The following is a 19,169-nucleotide window of genomic DNA, read 5'->3' as shown; positions in this document are numbered from 1 at the left end:
ACATGTTTTACTCCTTATTCATAAAGTTTCTTGTGACTCAGGATGCAAAAAGAACCGTGTCTCTGCTCCTAAGTCGTTTGACCTAGGGGCGTCAGAAACGCGGTTCCACCCTAATTTATTACTTCATTTTATTTTACTTTACTCAGCTTTTACTGAGAGAAAGTGCCACTTGCTTACTTTGCTCTACTTGGCTCTCACTATCCCAAGCTCGCTAGAAAAACGCCGTAAGCCCTTCTTTCTTGACTAGTATTATAGCAAATTTTTAGGTACTTGTAAATAAAAATCCATCTGAAACAAATGTTTCAGATGGATTTTAGGCTAACAAACTATCTTATATCAATTATGGACGTCTTGCAGCTTTTGGTTTTTTACCATGAAGTTTTTTCTTGGCATTCTTCAAGGCTGTCAAGGCATCTTTCACATCTTGTTGGCTTGCTGCTGGATTTGAAAGGATGGTTTGTGCATCCTTGAAGGCTGCTAGGTAAGCTTCTTTTTCTTCATTTCCAGCATAGATGAATTTAGCATTCTTTTCTTGGAACTTCAATTCTTCCTTGATGTATTTTTCAAGGCTTGAAAAATCAGTTGCTTTCCCGTTTAATTTTCCTTCCGCACGGCTAAGCTCAGCAAGTGCTTGATTGATTTGTTCTTGTTTCACAGTTGGATCAACTGCAAGCAAGGCTACTGTTTGGAAAGCGCGGTCGTAGTCGCGACGTACTTTTTCTTTGGCATTGGCATAACGACCAGTTTTAGTCGTAGCATCGTAAGCCTGCATGGCTTCTTTCAAGGCCGCAACGTTTGAATCTTTCCCATCCAAAGCTTGGCTAGCAGCTTCAAGACTAGCTAGAGCTTGGTTGACTTGCTCTTGACTAACCTTGTTGGTCAAGGCTACTTGGGCCGCTTGTAAGGCTTGATCATAGGCTTCCTTCTTATCCGCACTCGCATTGAAGTATTGAGCTGTCTTTGTAATATCTGCTTGGTTGTTTAAAGCAGCCAAGAGATCCACTTTCGAGATCACTCCAATACGATAATTGTTGTTGCGCCCTGCGACAACTGAGATCACTGGTGCTTCCTCAGTTAGTTCATAGCCTGTAGGAAGAGTTGCAACCAAGGTATATTGACCAGTTGCGACAGATTTACCAAAGCCATTTTTACCATATTTTTCAGCAGGCAAGACAAAGTTTTCACCATCTGCCCCTTTCAATACGATCGTAGCTGCTTTTGAAACCGGTTGATCAAAGCTGATGCTAACTGGTGCATATTCTAAAGTATTGGCAAGGAAAGCGATCGTTTGGAAACTATTATCTTCTGTCAAATCAAATTCTTGCGTTAAGCCGCTGACAAATTTCACTTCTGTACGATCATACGTAAAGATTTCTGCAGTGTAATGACCAAAGTTCAAGAAGTTAATATCTTTTGTCTTATCAACTGACACGTATTGGCCATTGCTATCTTTGATTCGGTAAACATACATAGTATCCAAATCTTTGTTCGTTTTAGCGTCACGAACTGCGATTTGAACCCGACCACTATTTTGATCCCGAACTAAATCAGCTAGTGAAACATAATCTACGTTCCCCGCAAAATCTTCTACATAGTAGTAGATATTCTTCTTATCGATGTTTTCAGGAAGATCGAAGCTACCATCTGCATTGGCCTTGATCACATGGTAATTTTCAAGCGCACGTGTGCCATTCTTATCTTCACTGGTTTGGACCATTGTCCCCTGATCATCAAATGGAGTCACATAGACGAGTTTTTCAGTTAAGATACCACCATCGCCAACATCTTTGGCTTTACGTGATACAAACTGTTGTGCTCCGTCTTTAAAGCGAATATAGCCAGATGTAATCACTGGTTTTTGAGTATCAACCCGAACCTTGAAAGTCGTTGATTGCTCCTCAGCTCCAGGAACCATTGGGGTGTAACGGATGACATAATCATATAGACCATCTGCTACCGCATTCCCATTCGCATCAATACCATTCCAGGCAGTATTAGCTAGCGTATAGCTTCGTGGGTTCTTTTGGTCACCGTTGAAGAAGTTCTTACGATGGTCAGATGGAGTTCCTTCCCACAATGGATTTTTATGTTCCGTATCACTTGCTGCATAAACAGTTGCACGAAGGTTTTCAATATTTCGAAGAGCGACTATCTTGTATTCAACAAGGTCTTTATTCCCATCTTCATTTGGTGAAATGGCAATGCGAACATTTCCATTCTCATCTAGTTGAAGAGAATGTGTACCTTCCGCATTTTCTTCAATACCAAGAACGGTAATCCGACGACCATCTCGTTTTCCTTGTGTGAGGAGAAGGTCATTTCGAAGGGTAACAAGCGCAGAAACGTTGGCACTAGAGGAGATATTCAAATCTTTTGGAACATGATAGTAGAATCCATCTTTTCCTTCGCGAACCAAATCATAGATTGGTTTTTCAACAGCTGGAAGGTTTTGGAATTCTCCCTTGAATCCCATAAACGGCAAGCTGACCACATCCCCATCATCTGCCGGATCTACAAAGCGAACAAATCCTTCAAGGAAATAGCCGTTCGGCATTTCTTTGCTCAACTCTTCTGTGAATTTACTTGTATCGACTTTCACCGTAACCGTTTCAGAGCTATGTGCTTTCACGGTTACTTCAGGCCAAGCTGTTTCAGTCAATTTACGTGGACGGAGGGTAAATTTACCATCCTTCACTTCATCTGTGTCAGTATTCACCAACATTTTCAAGGTACGATCGGTATCTGAAATATTGTGAACCGTCACATCAAAGGTAAAGCTATCTCCAACATTTCCAAGAGTAACGCTTGGATAGTTGTTTTCACCAGTCACATACAAGTCTGTTGAAACGGCTGCAGCTGTGTCTACAACCCCTGCTCCTTGTTGACGTGGAGAAGTATAAACACCGGTTTCTTTATTAACATGTGGTTTAGCCGTAGACATCATCAAGGCTTTGACAGTTTCAGAAACTTGTTCTGGAGTCAATTCTGGGTGGTTCTTCACAAGGTATTCTTTGACCAAAGCTGCCACACCTGCTACATGAGGAGAGGCCATACTTGTACCACTCATATCTCCGTAGGTATTATCATTCAAAGAAGAAAAGATATTTCCACCAGGTGCTGTGACATCTGGTTTCAACTGACCATCTGTTGTTACTCCCCAACTTGAGAAATCAGACAATTGATCTGCCTCTGGAGATGGACGGTTGGCCATAGTATTGTTAAAGACAATTTTGTAGGAACCTGCCTTAAGAGCTTCCCCATAACGTTTTGAAATAAAGACAGATGGGATCTTTTTCGCATCTCCTTCAATTGCCATTCCAAGGTTCGATCCTTCCACATTATTGTAGACCAAAGCTCCTGCTGCACCATGATGGAAGGCATTCGCAATCTTTTCTGAGAATGGAATTTCCCCGCGTTGGATTAAGGCTAATTTACCGGTAAGATCCAGATCTTTGAAATCATCTTCTTTTCCAAGACCAACTGACACATATTCGTACTCTTTGCCTTTTTCAAAATCAGCGTCTGCAGCAGATTTACTGTAATCAAACTTCCCGTTATCTACTTCTGCATTACCTTCCAAACCTTTGACTTCAAAAACCTCTGTGGTAATGATTTTATTATTGATTGAAGCAACAGAAATAGAGTCCTCTACCGTTGATGGATTTCCAACCAAACCGTAATCTGGATTTTCTGCTGCTGGTCTAGAATAACCATTCCCAAAAGTATTGCTATTTCCTGCAGAAATTAAGACAGATACGCCTTTAGCGCGCGCCCGTTTAATGGCATCCACAATATCTGAATCCGCATTGACCGTAGAACCAGTCGTAGAACCAAGACTCATGTTGATAGTATCTGCACCAAGAGCTACAGCATCATCAATTGCTTTTACATAAAGAGCAGATCCCGTTGTTTTTTGGCGATCTGAGAAGACACGCATAAACATAACTTGCGCTTCTGGTGCTACACCATAGATCTTTTCTCCGTTTCCTGCTGCTTTATCAGGATTCCCTGTTGCAATCCCTGTAACGTGCATCCCATGAGAATCTCTTTCGGCCTCTTTGATATTGTCGGTCCCATCAAAGTAGTCATAGGCATAGACAACCTTGTCGTTGTACCATTTACCATAATCAATTCCTGCTGCTTTCTTAGCAGCTTCGATTTCTCCTTGGTTTTTAAACTTAGCTTTTGAAGGATCGGTAATCCGAAGAACCTCGTGGTTCACATCCAAACCAGAGTCGATGACGGCGACAACCATCCCTTCCCCTTTATAACCTTGCTTCCAGGTTTGGGGAACAGTAATAATTTCGTCACTTTCGATGCTTTGAGGTTTTTCAGCTGCCTCATGGCGATTCGTTGTTTCTGAACTTGTCGCAGTAGCCACTGCTGTTGCTTTTTCTACAGGTTTTTCCGCTACTTCCGGTTTTGTTTCTGGAACAGTAGCTGCCTCTTTCGGAGCTTCTGTTTTTTCAACAAGAGCTGCTTCTGTTGCATTCGTTGTCTTTGCAGCAACTGTTGCTTCTTTTGCAACTTCTACTTTCTCACTAGCAACTGCTGTACTTGCTTCTGTTGCTTGTGAATGCTCTTCTTCAGCAGGTGCCTGTTGAGTAGTGGCTACAAGCTGTGTTCCAGCACTCGTTTGGCTGGCCGCTTGTTCTTCAGCACTCGCTTGTGCAGATCCAAATACCAAAACAGCCCCTAATAAAACTGAGGCTACACCAAATTTGTATTTTCTTAATGAAAAACGTTCTTGTCTATTCATAGAAACTCCCCTTTTATTTTAATAGTAACTATTATAACGCAAAATTATCTGAAAATTCATTCAAAAAACAAATTGTAACACAAATGTAACATTCACGAATGTTACTAACTATTAACTAATTTTCGTTCGGAAAATTTTGAAGTTGCATGGGAAAGCATTATAGAACATCTGTTTTTATTAGAGTTTTAAAATTATTTAATCATTGAAAGGATTTTAAAAACCGAGAACGAAACTGTCCTCGGTTTTCATTAATGAATAGATATTCTTTCTTAAAAATCTTTGGTGTCTGGATCTGGTGCACCTGCTTCAACCGGAAGATGGCGAAGGAGTTCCATATCATCTGCTGTCAATTCAAAATCAAAGCAATTTAAATTACTCGCAATCCGCTCAGGTGTAACCGATTTGGGCAATGGAAGGAAACCTTCTTGCAAACTCCAAGCCAAGGCTAGTTGAGCGACGGTCTTTCCATATTTAGTAGCCATTTCTTTTACTTGTTCATTTTGGAACAATTCTCCTTGGCCAAAAGGTCCCCAAGCCTCTAGTAAAATGCCATGCTTACGACTCGCTGCAATGGCTTCGCTTTGGTAAACCCCAGGTGCTAGACGAATTTGGTTCACAGACGGAATGACCCGAGCTGTTTCAAGGAGGGCTTCCAAATGATGAGGCAGAAAATTGCTAATACCAATAGCTCGAACCTTGCCAGCAGCTAGCATATCTTCCATTGCCCGCCAAACCTCAGCATTTCGTTGTTTCCAAGCATCATTTTCTCGAAGTGGTTTTGGATTTGGCCAATGAATCAAATAAAGATCTACATAGTCCAAGCCCAGTTTTTCAAGAGACTCTTCCAAAGCAGCTTGAGCATCTTCGTAGGTGTGATTCGTATTCCAAAGTTTGGTGGTAATAAACAGGTCTTCGCGCGCAAGACCACTGTCTTTAATGGCCCGACCCACACTCTCTTCATTCTGATAAATCGCAGCTGTATCGATATGGCGGTAACCTGCTTTTAAAGCAGCTAAGACAGCTTGATAGGCTTCTTCTCCATCTGCTGCTTTCCAGGTTCCAAATCCTAATACAGGAATCTCCACCCCATTATTTAAACGATAATTGTTCATTTTTTCTTTCCTTTCTTCGATTTCGGTTTCTTAGGCCCTCGAAGCTTGAGCTCTGGCTTAAAAATATTCTTCTTGGTTGGCTCCATCTTCTTGCTATAAAAACTATAGAGTAAAAATGCCCCACCAACAATCACAATAAAGATATTTTTTCTTACAATCCCATAGAGCAAGAAAAAAATTCCCATCAATAAAAAACGTATATCAATTGCCTTCATAAGCTACCTCACATTTCAATTCCCATTATAGCATGAAAAGACAGCATTCACAAAATTGCACTACCATTGGTAAACAAAAACCTCTCTAGGTATGACCTAGAGAGGAAGTATTCTATCTTCGATTCTTGAATCTAATTCGTTGCCTGGTAACGTTTGACCCCATCGAGATAGGTCGCAACCAGATCCAAATTTTGGTCAAGTACGATGAAGTCCGCGTCATATCCTTCTCGAATTTGACCACAAACATCATCAATATGGACTGATTTTGCCGGATTGAGGCTGGCCATCATCACTGCTTCGTGAGGGTTAGCAATTCCCCACTCTACAACATTTTTTAATCCATCTTTCAATTTCAAGATTGAGCCAGCTAGATTACCAGTTGATTTCAAGCGAGCAGTCCCTTCAGCAACCACGACTGGGAATTCCCCAAGCATATAATCCCCGTCTTCTAATCCCCCAGCTGTCATACAGTCCGTAATCAAGGCAACATTTTCTTTTCCTTTTTGTTTCATCAGGATATCACACGCTAGCGGATCAACGTGATGGCCATCACAGATCAACTCTGCTGTGGTATGAGGCAACTCATACATGGCACCAACCATACCGAGTTCACGGTGCGTCAAACCACGCATACCATTGTAGGCATGCACCCAGACACTCGCACCTGCATCAACCGCTTTTTTAGCTTCTTCAAAAGTAGCATTGGAGTGTCCCAAAGCGACTGTCACCCCTTCTCCTGTAATAGTCCGAACAAATTCTTCCACCCCTTCACGCTCGGGAGCAAGGGCAATCTTATTCAACAGACCATTGGCAGCTTTTTGCCAAGCACGGAATTCTTCCATACTTGGATCCTTCATATAAGACGGGTTTTGAGCTCCCTTGTATTTTTCTGTGAAATAAGGTCCTTCAAAATAAATCCCGCGAATCTTAGCTCCTGTTGCTTCTTTGTATCGTGCACCGATATTTTCAGTTACTGCCAAAAGTTGTTCGTAAGAGGAAGTCAAGGTCGTAGGCAAAAAGCTCGTAACCCCTGTACTCAAGAGCCCTTCACTCATGGTATGGAGAGTGCCTTCGATATTGTTATCCATCACATCTACCCCACCAAATCCGTGAATATGGGTATCTACGAGGCCAGGCGCAATACTGTACCCTGAATAATCCAACACATCCGCACCTTCTGGTAAGCTTTCCACATGTTTTCCAAACTTGCCATCAACGAGTTCCAAATAGCCTCCGCGGCGAACCCCATGTGGATAATAAAATTGATCTGCTTTAATATATGTAGACATAAAATCGTCCTTTCCATTGTAGGAACTGTGTTCCATTTATATTCATACATATTATAACGCTTTCACTTCTATTTGTAAATGGTCTAGACCTATTTTTGAATAGAATCCAACAAAAAAACAGAGTAAGCTTCCTACTTACTCTGTTTGACGTTCCTTAAATTTGCTCGATTTGTACTTTTTCAGCCAGATTCATGGCATGGTCTGCAACTCGTGTATAGTGAGAAATAATATCAATAAAGTTCACTCCGGCTTGAGGTGTACATTCACCTTGGTTCAAACGACGAATATGGGTTTTCCGAAGTCTTTTCTCCAACTTTTCAATTGCCTCGTGACGTGCTACCAATTGGTTTGCAAGACTCACATCATTGTTCTCAACAGCTTTTAAGGCATCCTCTACAAATTGATGGGTTTGGTTGTAAATATCTTCCAATTCAGCCAAGGCCGCTTCTGAAAAGACCACTTTCTTACGAATTAAATAATCGGTCAGATTGATCAAGGCTTCCGCGTGATCTCCAATCCGCTCCAAATCCCGTGAAGAATCCAAGATATTGGTGAGAACTTCACTTTCTCTCGGACTCAAGGCTTCACTTGACAAACGAATCAGGTAGCGAGTCAAATCATCATCGATGGTATTGATGGCTTCTTCTGTCTTATGACCCTTTTCAGCTGTTTTCTCATTTTGATGAACAATATAATCATAAGAGAGGCTAAAGGCTTTATCTGCATATCCACCTAAATGAAGCAACTCTTTTTTCGCATTTCCAAGAGCAATCGAAGGTGCTTGAGTGATCAAATTTTCATCCAAGTAGAGCGGTTCATATTTGACAACCTCGTCCTCACCAGGAATCAGCTTGGTCACAAAGTATGCCAAAGCTCCAATGAATGGGAACTGGATGATGGTATTGGTTATATTAAAGGTTCCGTGAGCAAAGGCTATGGTCATTTCTGGGGATAAATGAAGAGTCGTTTCAAACCATTGAATCAAAGAGGTAAACGGAACAAGGAAGACAAGACAGATAATGGTTCCGATAACATTAAAGGCTACATGGGCACCTGCCACACGTTTGGCCGCAATATTAGCTCCCAAGGAAGCAATGATAGCTGTAATGGTCGTTCCGATATTATCACCAAAGAGAACTGGGAGGGCTCCTTTCAGGTCAATCAAATGACTAGCATAGAGATTTTGCAAGATACCAATGGTTGCAGAAGAGGCCTGAATCAAAAGTGTTAAGCCTGATCCAACAAAGACACCCAAGATAGGACTTTTACTTAACTGCACCATATAGTCACGAAAGACTTGCAAATCTTTAAGAGGTTCCATAGCCCCACTCATCAAGTTGAGGGCAAAGAAGATACCACCGACACCAAAAACGATTCGTCCAACATTATTAACCAAACGATTTTTGGTAAAGAAGAGACAAACCGCTCCGATAAAGAGCATGGGAAGAGCGTAGTCTCCTAATTTAAAACCAATGATAAAGGAGGTAATAGTCGTTCCAATATTGGCCCCCATAACAATACCAATAGCTTGACGGAGGGTTAGAAGTCCTGCACTCACCAGACCGACCGTAATCACTGTAACCCCTGAACTCGACTGAATCAAGGCAGTCATCCCAATCCCTACTAAGACTCCAAGAAAGGGATTACTCGTATATTTATCAATATAGTAGCGAAGACGGTCCCCTGCAGCTTGTTGCAGTCCTTCTCCCATGGTTTTAATACTATAGAGAAAGAGACCCAACCCTCCCAAAAAGTTAAACAAAATTTCCTGCCAGTTAATGGACATGATCATTCCTCCAATTATGAGATCAGAAATAAAACTCCTCTCCTATTGTAAAGGATAATTTCCAATCACACAAGAGATTTCTGTAAATTTCTATTATTTTTTGAAACCGTTTTTTTCTTTCTGTTTTATTTTCCTCATTTTAAGAGCCAAAAAAAGAAGTTGGAAATTTCCAACCCGAGACTGTAGACAAACTATTCTTTTTTATAAATCTAATAAATTCTATAAAAAGAAATGTTACTCGTTAGAGTGATTCAATCATCTACTGAAACTTTTCGTCGTGAGAAAAGTACCTGAAACTTAATAGTTTCAGGTACTCGGAATTATTGAGACCTTAGGCTCAATAATTAGTCATGGAACTTCGAAGAAGTTCGCTGACGTCCGTACTCACCTAAGGAAAGTTTCTAAGAAGACTTTGTCTTTCAATCTGGGCGTGGAAAATTTCCAACCTCTCTAGTCTTTGTTCAAATTGCGTAACATCTCATCGATCTTGTTACCGTATTCGATAGACTCGTCTTTGACAAAAGTAAGATCCGGAATCTTGTACAGTTTCAAATTCCGACCTAATTCACGCTTGATGGTTCCTGTTGCTTTTTCAAGGCCTGTCTGAGCCTTTTGATTGTCTGAAGCCAAATCACTCATAATTGAATAATACACTTTGGCCATAGACAAATCACCTAGCATTTGAACATCCGTAATAGTAACGCCTTGAACACGCGGGTCACGGACTTTCTTTTGTAAAATCTCATTGACTTCACGCTTGATTTCCATCCCTACTCGATCTGTCCGAAAATGACTTGCCATAGGAACTCCTTTCTGCTCTGTGTTTAAAAACTAGGAAATCAGAGGGTCCCCCTCTTTTTTCCTAGTCAACTGTTATTTTTTAATTTCTTCCATAATGTAGGCTTCGATGGTATCATCTGTCTTGATATCATTGTAGCCTTCAATCATCAATCCACCTTCACGACCATTTGTGATCTCTTTGACATCATCTTTGAAGTGCTTCAAGCTTGCAAGAGCACCGTCATAGATCACGACACCGTCACGAATGACACGGACTTTGGAATCACGAGTAACCTTACCACTGAGGACCATAAATCCACCGATGGTACCCACTTTAGAGACCTTAAAGGTTTCACGAATAACTGCTTCCCCGATGACTTTCTCTTCGAACTCAGGATCCAACATACCCTTCATGGCATCTTCCATTTCTTCAATCACTTTGTAGATGATTGAGTGAAGACGGATTTCTACCTCATCAGCTTCAGCCTGTTGACGTGCTTGTGGAGTAGGACGGACGTTAAATCCGATGATGAAGGCATTTGAAGCTTCTGCAAGGGTGACGTCTGATTCGTTGATCGCACCAACTGCTGAGTGAACGATGGTCACTTTCACACCTTCCACTTCAATCTTTTGAAGGGAAGCAGCAAGGGCTTCAACCGAACCTTGTACATCGGCTTTAATGATGACATTAACAGATTTCACTTCCCCAGCCTTCAAGGTATCAAAGAGATTTTCAAGGCTGACGCGGTTGGTTGCTTGACGTTGTTTCATCAGCGCACGTTTGGCACGTTCTTCACCAGCTGCACGCGCAGATTTTTCATCTTCATAAACCGCAAAGTGGTCACCCGCCATAGGCGCTTCGTTCAAACCAGTGATAGAAACCGGAGTAGATGGTCCTGCCACCTTCACACGACGTCCAAGGTCATTGGTCATGGCACGGACACGTCCAAAGGTATTTCCGACAACGATTGGGTCTTGAACATTCAAGGTACCTTGTTGAACAAGGAGGGTTGCCACTGCACCTTTTCCTTTATCCAAACGCGCTTCGATAACAGTACCGATGGCACGAACAGTTGGATCTGCCTTGAGTTCTTGGATTTCGGCCACAAGAAGGACCGTTTCCAAGAGTTCATCGATATTTTGGTTGAACTTGGCTGAGATTTCTACAAACTCAGAATCACCACCCCAAGCTGTTGACATAACTCCATGCTCTGCCAATTCACCGATGACACGCTCTGGATTAGCTCCTGGTTTATCGATCTTGTTGATGGCCACAATGATTGGAACATTGGCAGCTTTTGAGTGGTTGATGGCTTCGATGGTCTGTGGCATCACCCCGTCATCTGCTGCTACAACCAAGATGGTAATATCCGTAACAGATGCACCACGCGCCCGCATAGAAGTAAAGGCCGCGTGTCCAGGTGTATCCAAGAAGGTAATCTTCTTGCCATTTTCCACGATTTGGTAGGCACCGATATGCTGGGTGATTCCTCCCGCTTCACCTGTTGCTACACGTGAATTACGAAGGGTATCCAAAAGGGTAGTTTTACCGTGGTCAACGTGTCCCATGATGGTGACAACTGGTGGACGCTCTACCAACTCATCTGGATTCAAATAACCATCTTCAACGAAGAAGCGTTCGATATCGGCATTGTCCACTTCAACCTTTTTCTTGGCTTCAATTCCATAATCCACCATCAAGAGTTCAATCGTATCTCCATCCAGCGATTGGTTTTGAGTCGCCATGACTCCCATCATAAAGAGTTTCTTGACGATTTCAGCCGGTTCACGCTTGATGCGTTTTGCGATTTCTGCAACCGTCATTCCATCCGTATACTCAAATTCACTTGGTAATTCATGGAATTTACGCTCTGTTACTGGTTTTGGAGCATCATTACGGTTGTTCTTTCCTTTTTTATTTTTCTTATTGTTATTCCAGTTACTATTTCTCTGATTTCTCACTTGATTTTGACTATTTCGATTCCTTTGTTGTTTTCTTGGACCATCTTCTTCACGATCAAAATCATCGCGTTTCTTATCTGGTCGCGCTTGTTTCTTCCGACGTGTATCGACTTGAGCTGGAGCAGCAGCAACAGCTGGTTTTGTATGGTTCTCAAGAGCTGGCTCCTGTACAGGTGCTTTCACTTCTGGTGCTTCTACCCGTTTCCGGCGCTGTTGACGTTCTTGTTCTGCTTTTGCAGCTTGTTGTTTGTAGCGATCTTCACTTCCACGTGCGTACTCAGCATTTTGTTCAGCTTTCAGTGCTGCTGCACGCGCTTTGAAATCAACTTTTGGTGCCACTTGGGGTTGTCCACTACGTCTTTGATCTGGTCGGTTATTGCGACGCTCAGAACCTTGATTTCGTTGTTCATTTCGCTCTTGTGGTCGTTGATTTCGGTTGTCACCATGACGCTGATTGTCCTTGCGATCACGTTTTGGACGATTGTCTTGTTGTTTCCTACGTTCAGCCTGCTCTTTTGCACGCGCTTCTCGTTCCGCTTTAAAGTTACGACTCTTTGGTTTAGCAGCTGGCGTTACTGATTTTGTCTCAGTTGCTCCTTCTTTTTTGACGGGCGCTGCTTCTTTTTTCTCTGCGACAGCCGTTGTCTTGGCAGCCACTTCTGCTACTTTCTTTTCGACTGTTTCTTTTTTCGCTGAAAAGCTCTTGATCAACTTTTCAGCAACATCAGTATCGACACTAGATGCATGACTCTTGACGTCAAAACCTAATTCTTTCGCTCGAGTGACGACTTCCTTACTTTCCTTGCCCAATTCTTTGGCAATTTCGTATAATCTTTTCTTAGACAATTGCTGTCCTCCTCTTCTATTCCATAAGAGACCTCATTTTCTTTGAAAATCCAGCATCTACAACAGCGACGACCTTACGGGCACGTCCAATTGCAGTGCTTAATTCTAGTGTTGAAAACACGGTAGATACTTGAACCTCATAATAGTGACCCTTATCCGTCACCTTTTTTGTCAGGTTACTAGCTGCATCATTTGCCAGAAAAACTAATTTCGCTTTTTCTTCCTGGATTGCTTTGATCACGAGTTCTTCTCCAGAAATGAGTTTTCCTGCTCTTTGCGCCAAGCCCAACAAATTACTTATCTTTTGCTTATTCAAGGCCTAACTCTCTTCTCTTCACCTTATGATCTACATAAGCGATCAATTCATCATAGAAAGCTTCTTCCACTTCCATATTAAAGCTACGATTAAAAACTTTCTTTTTCTTAGCAAGTGCCGCTTCTTCATTGTCTAACTTGATGTAAGCACCTCGACCATTGGCTTTGCCAGTTGGATCGATAAAGACTTGTCCTTCTTTATTTTTGACAATGCGAAGCAAATCGCGCTTATCAATAATTTCATTTGAAACGACAGATTTTCTTAAAGGGATTTTTCTTGTTTTTACCATTTTCCCTCCCTCTCTTAATCGACTTGCTCTTCGCCACTTTCTACTTGGTCTTCAAAAGTTTCTTGAGCTGCTTCCATTTCTTCGAACTCACTAGCAGATTTGATATCAATGCGGTAACCAGTCAAATGAGCCGCCAAACGAACGTTTTGACCACGACGACCGATGGCAAGAGATAGTTTATTATCTGGAACCACAACGAGAGCATGTTTGCTATCTTCATCATCAAAAATAACTTGGTCCACTTCTGCAGGAGCGATCGCATTGTAGATGAATTCAGCTGGATCTGGAACCCACTCGATGACATCGATATTTTCTTCTGTCGGAACCATACGGTCTAATTTTTGATCGTATCGAGCTGGGTGGAACTTGCTGGTAATCTTTTTAATATTCGATCCACCACGACCAACAATAGTCCCAATCGCATCTACGTTTGGATTATGGCTACGAACCGCAACTTTTGTACGATCTCCAGCTTCACGCGCTACACTCATAATCTCAACAGTTCCATCATAGACTTCAGGAATTTCTTGTTCCATCAAACGTTTGATCATTTCAGGATGGCTTCGACTAACAAAGACATTGACACCACGTGGATTATCTTCTACCTTGTAGACAAAGACTTCAATCCGATCATGAGATTGGAACACTTCTCCTGGAATTTGGTCTTGCTTAGACAATTGAGCTTCGATCGAACCAAGATTGACATAGATAAATCGATTGTCAAAGCGCTCCACCGTTCCACTCATGATTTCATTTTCATGTTCTTTATAAGTGTTATAGGTGATGGTGCGCGTTTGTTTACGCATTTTTTCCATGATCGTTTGTTTAGCAGATTGAGCTGCTACACGACCAAATTCAGCTGGTGCTTCTTCAAACTTGATCTTATCCCCCAACTCATAAGCAGAACTAATGGCCAAGGCATCCTTCAAGCTGATTTCTAAACGGCTATCAAAGACTTCATCCACCACTTCACGAACCGTATAAACACGGAAATCTCCAGTTTTTTCATTGAATTCAATCGCTGCACTTTCTGATTGTCCATAACGACGGCGATAAGCTGAACGCAATGATTCTGTGACGGCTTCGATGATATCTTCTTTTTTGATCCCTTTGTCTTCTTCCAAAATGCGGAAGGCTTCTAGCATTTCTTTACTCATGTTTTTCTTGCCTCTACTATAAAGGCATCCTTTCTTTCATTCTGTTACAATTTTACAGCCAACCTTGCTTTGGACACAAGGTTATAAGGAATTTCTACAGTTTTCTTTCGTGTTTTATCCATATACTCAATGGTCAAAACATCCTCTTCAAAACCTACCAAGTTTCCCTCAAAAACCTTTTGCTTTTCAACAGCCTTATACAAGCTGATATTGACATACTTGCCAACAGCTCCCTCGAGTGCTTCCTTGGTTTTCAAAGGTCTCTCCAAGCCAGGACTGGTGACTTCTAAAAAGTACTGTTCTGGAAATGGGTCTGGTTTGATTTGATCCAATAGCGGGCTAATGATTTCTGTCAAATCCGCTGTATCATTCAGTGTGATTCCTTCTGGTTTGTCTACGAAAATGCTTAAGACGTAGTCACCACCCATTTTGCCATATTCAACATCGACCAATTCAAATGGTTCCTTTATAGCTGGCTGAATCACTTCTGTTACTAAGTCAACAATCGTTGCGATGGTTGCCACCTCCTCATAGATAAGAGGCGAAGATATTTCCCCGCCTCTCCTTTTCTATTCATTTAAGGTATTATAACACGATTCCCCAACGATTGCAAGGAATATGCTAAAACTGTGCTTCTACACGGTAAATGACCTGGCCTTTACTGGAGAACTTTTTCTCATATTCCGTCATGACATTCCCCTCAAAATCACTAGCATGAAGGTCCAACCAGACTCCCTTCAAAGTCATTCCGTATTGAGAAAAGCTCACCAAACTGTATTCAAATAAACCTCGATTATCTGTTTTAAAGTGAATCTCCCCATGTTCTGGAAGAATTTGCTTGAAGGTATCCAAGAAAGTCTTGTAAGTCAAGCGACGCTTCTCATGACGTTTCTTAGGCCAAGGATCTGAAAAATTCAGATAGAGTTGATCAATTTCCCCATCTTCAAAATAGTTGGTCAAGCTATCTCCGTCTACCCAAAGCAATTTAATGTTAGGAACATCAGCTTCTAAGACCTTATCTAAAGCATAACTCAAGACCGATTTTTGAATATCAATTCCGATGTAGTTGATCTCTGGATTGGCCTTGGCCATCCCAGTAATAAAGGCCCCTTTCCCGCTACCCACTTCGATATGAATAGGATGGTCATTCCCGAAAATTTCATGCCACTTTCCCTTGGCATCTTCTGGATTTAGGACCACATATTGCGGGTTCGCTTCTAATAATTCAGTCGCTCCCTTGCGATTTCTAACTCTCATATTTCCTTTCCATATTTCAACCGGAAATTGCGCAGAGCATAGATCTCGCGATTGACATTTTCTAAATCATTATTTTCATAGTATTTAGCAATTTGGCACAAGAAAGAGTATTGACCAAACCAATAGAGTTTATCAAATACTTTTTGATTGTACTTGTAGCCATAATAGCCTAACCAATCGCGCCAATTAGAATCTGGGATATAGTGACTCAAGATATGCGCCACATCCAACATCCGGTCTGTCAAACGAACAGAGTCCCAATCGACTAGATAAATCAAGCCGCTCTCTGTTTCAATCCAGTTACTATGACGAACATCCCCGTGGACGATCGTCGCATAATCCTCCCGAAAGGCAGGCACTGTCTTACGTAAATTCTTTACGACTGATTGGATATAGTGGTTCTGACGTAGGGCAATTGGCAACCGATTGCTCCAAGAATTGAGCAATTCTAATGGAGATTCCACAGGATAGCCAAGTTTTTTCAATTGGGTCATCAAAGGTCTAGAACGGTGCAATCTCGTTAAAATATTGACGACTTGTTTTTTCGACATCCCATTTGGCGTGAGAATTTCCCCATTCAACCATTCTTGGGCACTCATCACATTTCCATCTGGCAATCGTCGACTCCATAATAATTGAGGAGCAATCTGTTCTTTTGCTAGACCCGCAAGGATTGGGGTCGTATTCATTTTTACAAAAACGCGCCCACCATCTGGGTAGGTCCCCATGTAGGCCTTCCCACTCTTCCCAGGAATTGGGGTGAGGCTTAGCTCTTTTTCATTCGAGTCCATCTTTTCCTCCGTAAAAAGTTTCCAATCTATTTTACTAATTTTAACGACTTTCGTCAACCAAGCGCGCCATCTTAAATGGAAGATAGAGTAGGATTAAAGCAACTGTGTAAGCCAGTAAGCCTAACAACAGGACTTTATCTGAAACAAAGACCAGACCAATCCCCCCTTCTATCACCGTTATCATCCCCATGACCAGCTGAATCGTTTTGTTCAACCCTGCCTTTTTACTGCCCTTTTTCATCGGGAAAAGGAGGGTCAAGGGTTGGTAATCAAAAGCACTGTAAAGCCCCAGTAATTGAAAAATAACCAAGTAATTGAGCAAGGCTACAAGGGCAATCACTACGAGAGGCTGGGGAATAAAGATGATAGCGAGAATGGAAAGAGCCAAGAGTCGGAGAGTCATAGAGAAAAGATCTCCATTCCGTAGGAAGGAGCGCATATATAAGTGAAGCCACGTATTGCCATGTGTTTTGGGAAGAAGCCCTAAGAAACCATCCAAGTAAGCTCTTCTTTTAACACTGTTAGTAATACCTTTCACCGTTGTAAACAAGGCAAAGAAACGAAGGATCAATTGTTTCCTTGCATTCTCACGAGCAATGGCCAAGGTCCAATTCAAATTTCCATCCTGGTAGAAGTGCGCTTCCTTCCAGCTAAAAACAGCCCCTTTAGCCACTCCTAAGACAAGGATATAGGCTACAATAGCAAGGTTATCCAGCCCCGTTGCCAGAAGAAGAGGCACAAATAATAGAAGGACAAAACTTTGAATCAAAAACCAAAACACAAAAGACTTCTTAGCCTGCCCTTTGATATAACGTTTCACTTTCTCTTCCTTTACTAAAAGGAATAAAGCGTCGGGCTTCTCTAAGTAGGTCGCAATGGAGCCTATCGGAACCAAGAGGAGCAAACCAATCATGAGACTCCAGCGGATCAGGCTTGTATCTTTGGGTAGATCTTGCAAGAATTGGCTGTATTGAACCGCCAAAAATCCTATGAAAATCAGCATAAAGAGGACGAAATGATCATTGAGAACATAGCGGCTATATTTTACACATTGAGTTCGAAACGTTTCTTGCCGTTTTTTCATCAACTCTTTCATGCTGTTTCCTCTTCTGTCAAGGTCATGTAGATATCATTTAGACTTGCTTTCTCATCCCCAAAAGTTGAACGCAGCTCATCCAAGGTCCCTTGTGCTCGGACCTGACCCTTATGGAGGATCACAAAACCATCACACATCTTTTCAGCCGAATCCAGAACGTGGGTACTCATCAAAATCGATTTTCCTTTTGCTTTCTCATCTGCCAATAACTGAATCAAATCTGCAATCGCAACAGGATCCAATCCCAAAAAGGGTTCATCGACAATATAAAGACTTGGATCCACTGCATAGGCGCAAATAATCATGACCTTTTGCTTCATCCCTTTTGAAAACTGGGTCGGGAACCAATCTAATTTTTCAGCCAAACGAAATCGTTCCAACAAAGGCTGGACGCGCACCATGACCTGATCCATGTCTAAATCATAGGCCATAGCTACGGTCTCAATATGCTCTCTCAGGGTTAATTCTTCATATAGGCTAGGAGTTTCTGGAATATAGCCGATTTTTTTACGATAGTCAGTTGGAGCTTCTTGAAGACTCAAGCCGTCAATCCGTACTTCCCCAGCATAAGGATGCAGGAGACCAATAATTTCATTAATCGTGGTTGACTTCCCAGCTCCATTTAGTCCAATCAAACCAATCAGTTGGCCATCCGGAACTGAAAAACTCACCTCTTTCAGGACAGGGATGTTGACATAGCCCCCTGTCAACTTGTTGATTTCTAACATATTTTCTCCGATTTCTGGTATAATGTTCTTATATTATAACAAAATTTAGTCTAAATGAGGTGTATTTATGGTTGACGATTGTATTTTTTGTAAGATTATAGCTGGCGACATTCCTTCCTCTAAAGTCTATGAGGACGAGGAAGTCCTCGCATTTTTGGACATCTCTCAGGTTACACCAGGTCATACGTTAGTAGTTCCAAAAAAACACGCTCGCAACCTTTTAGAGATGGACGAAACCGCCACAGCTCAACTATTTGCACGTGTTTCTAAAGTTGCTAAAAAAGTAGAAGCTGCTACCCAAGCTAAGGGAATGAATATCATCAGCAACATGGAAGAAGTTTCTGGACAAACCGTTTTTCACACACATGTCCACATTATCCCTCGCTATTCCGATCAAGATGAGCTTGCCATTTCATTTACTGAACACGAGCCTAATTTTGAACAACTAGCAGTTCTCGCAGAAACTATCAAAAACAGTTAAAAAGGAGGCCATATGAAACTCAAAAATCTCTTTTGGTTTGCAACAGGAGCTAGCATTAGTTACCACCTAGTAAAAAACCGCAAAGAAATTAAAACAGAGGTGACTGAATCCAGCCAATTGGTCAAGGGAATTCAAGATAACCTAGCAAAAATCCAACGTAATCTGGATATTATCCAAGACCAAAAGACCAATCTTCAAGAATTGGTAATGGATTTCCAATACAAGACCAAACTATTTCGTCAACAAGCAACAGCCTCTCTAAAAGAAATTCAAGACATCTGGCAACCAAGTAAAAACGATTGAGA

At 41.7% G+C, this 19,169-nt stretch carries 16 protein-coding genes and 2 pseudogenes; 2 read left to right on the top strand and 16 right to left on the bottom strand.

Features of this window, described 5'->3' with window-relative positions; all coding sequences use genetic code 11:
• Positions 1–340: 340 nt before the first annotated feature.
• From HMPREF2832_RS07275 to HMPREF2832_RS07205, 16 genes and pseudogenes are all read right to left on the bottom strand, one after another.
• On the bottom strand, positions 341–4,759 hold the full coding sequence (locus HMPREF2832_RS07275) for a S8 family serine peptidase (protein ID WP_070506158.1): 4,419 nt from the start codon (positions 4,757–4,759) through the stop codon (positions 341–343).
• Between the two features lie 269 nt (positions 4,760–5,028).
• Positions 5,029–5,871, bottom strand: coding sequence for an aldo/keto reductase (locus tag HMPREF2832_RS07270; RefSeq protein ID WP_070506156.1), 843 nt, complete (start codon positions 5,869–5,871; stop codon positions 5,029–5,031).
• Positions 5,868–6,086, bottom strand: a complete 219-nt coding sequence (locus HMPREF2832_RS07265; protein WP_003018530.1) for a hypothetical protein — start codon at positions 6,084–6,086, stop codon at positions 5,868–5,870. Before HMPREF2832_RS07265 ends, HMPREF2832_RS07270 begins: the two co-directional genes overlap by 4 nt.
• 131 nt (positions 6,087–6,217) lie before the next feature.
• A complete protein-coding gene (nagA, locus tag HMPREF2832_RS07260; RefSeq protein WP_042760248.1) occupies positions 6,218–7,375 on the bottom strand; it encodes an N-acetylglucosamine-6-phosphate deacetylase in 1,158 nt (385 codons plus the stop codon).
• A gap of 154 nt (positions 7,376–7,529) precedes the next feature.
• Positions 7,530–9,161, bottom strand: a complete 1,632-nt coding sequence (locus tag HMPREF2832_RS07255; protein WP_070506188.1) for a Na/Pi cotransporter family protein — start codon at positions 9,159–9,161, stop codon at positions 7,530–7,532.
• 450 nt (positions 9,162–9,611) lie between these two features.
• A complete protein-coding gene (gene rbfA / locus HMPREF2832_RS07250; RefSeq protein WP_003003976.1) occupies positions 9,612–9,962 on the bottom strand; it encodes a 30S ribosome-binding factor RbfA in 351 nt (116 codons plus the stop codon).
• Positions 9,963–10,034: 72 nt separating this feature from the next.
• A pseudogene (infB, locus tag HMPREF2832_RS07245) lies at positions 10,035–12,527 on the bottom strand (translation initiation factor IF-2); the annotation flags it as partial.
• 98 nt (positions 12,528–12,625) lie between these two features.
• A pseudogene (locus tag HMPREF2832_RS10590) lies at positions 12,626–12,749 on the bottom strand (translation initiation factor IF-2 N-terminal domain-containing protein); the annotation flags it as partial.
• Between the two features lie 16 nt (positions 12,750–12,765).
• The gene (locus HMPREF2832_RS07240) at positions 12,766–13,065 is read right to left on the bottom strand and encodes a YlxQ-related RNA-binding protein (protein ID WP_003010399.1); all 300 of its coding nucleotides are present in this window, start codon (positions 13,063–13,065) and stop codon (positions 12,766–12,768) included.
• On the bottom strand, positions 13,058–13,354 hold the full coding sequence (gene rnpM / locus HMPREF2832_RS07235) for an RNase P modulator RnpM (protein ID WP_003010401.1): 297 nt from the start codon (positions 13,352–13,354) through the stop codon (positions 13,058–13,060). The genes HMPREF2832_RS07240 and rnpM overlap by 8 nt, the downstream gene beginning before the upstream one ends.
• Positions 13,355–13,368: 14 nt before the next feature.
• A complete protein-coding gene (gene nusA / locus HMPREF2832_RS07230) occupies positions 13,369–14,511 on the bottom strand; it encodes a transcription termination factor NusA (protein ID WP_003010402.1) in 1,143 nt (380 codons plus the stop codon).
• Positions 14,512–14,555: 44 nt separating this feature from the next.
• Positions 14,556–15,035, bottom strand: a complete 480-nt coding sequence (rimP, locus tag HMPREF2832_RS07225) for a ribosome maturation factor RimP (RefSeq protein ID WP_021154518.1) — start codon at positions 15,033–15,035, stop codon at positions 14,556–14,558.
• A 97-nt stretch (positions 15,036–15,132) separates the two neighbouring features.
• Positions 15,133–15,768, bottom strand: a complete 636-nt coding sequence (gene trmB / locus HMPREF2832_RS07220) for a tRNA (guanosine(46)-N7)-methyltransferase TrmB (protein ID WP_024056398.1) — start codon at positions 15,766–15,768, stop codon at positions 15,133–15,135.
• Entirely contained in the window at positions 15,765–16,559 is a 795-nt protein-coding gene (gene ccrZ / locus HMPREF2832_RS07215; protein WP_003003852.1) for a cell cycle regulator CcrZ, read from the bottom strand. Before ccrZ ends, trmB begins: the two co-directional genes overlap by 4 nt.
• 40 nt (positions 16,560–16,599) lie before the next feature.
• A complete protein-coding gene (locus HMPREF2832_RS07210; protein WP_070506152.1) occupies positions 16,600–17,655 on the bottom strand; it encodes an ABC transporter permease in 1,056 nt (351 codons plus the stop codon).
• Positions 17,652–18,383 (bottom strand): ABC transporter ATP-binding protein, encoded by a 732-nt coding sequence (locus HMPREF2832_RS07205; protein WP_070506150.1) that lies wholly within the window; start codon positions 18,381–18,383, stop codon positions 17,652–17,654. Before HMPREF2832_RS07205 ends, HMPREF2832_RS07210 begins: the two co-directional genes overlap by 4 nt.
• Before the next feature lie 67 nt (positions 18,384–18,450).
• On the opposite strand from HMPREF2832_RS07205, the gene HMPREF2832_RS07200 reads away from it, so the two are divergent.
• Together HMPREF2832_RS07200 and HMPREF2832_RS07195 are read left to right on the top strand one after the other, a co-directional pair.
• Positions 18,451–18,864 carry an HIT family protein gene (locus tag HMPREF2832_RS07200; RefSeq protein ID WP_003012582.1) on the top strand — a complete coding sequence of 138 codons (414 nt, stop codon included), beginning with the start codon at positions 18,451–18,453 and terminating at the stop codon, positions 18,862–18,864.
• A 12-nt stretch (positions 18,865–18,876) separates the two neighbouring features.
• On the top strand, positions 18,877–19,167 hold the full coding sequence (locus HMPREF2832_RS07195) for a hypothetical protein (protein ID WP_049515149.1): 291 nt from the start codon (positions 18,877–18,879) through the stop codon (positions 19,165–19,167).
• The last annotated feature ends 2 nt before the right edge of the window (positions 19,168–19,169 follow it).

This window comes from Streptococcus sp. HMSC073D05 (genome assembly GCF_001812015.1).
Lineage (GTDB): Bacteria > Bacillota > Bacilli > Lactobacillales > Streptococcaceae > Streptococcus > Streptococcus parasanguinis_D.
The sequence above is the reverse complement of the archived record's forward strand: the minus strand, read 5'-3'. Positions and strand labels throughout refer to the sequence as shown.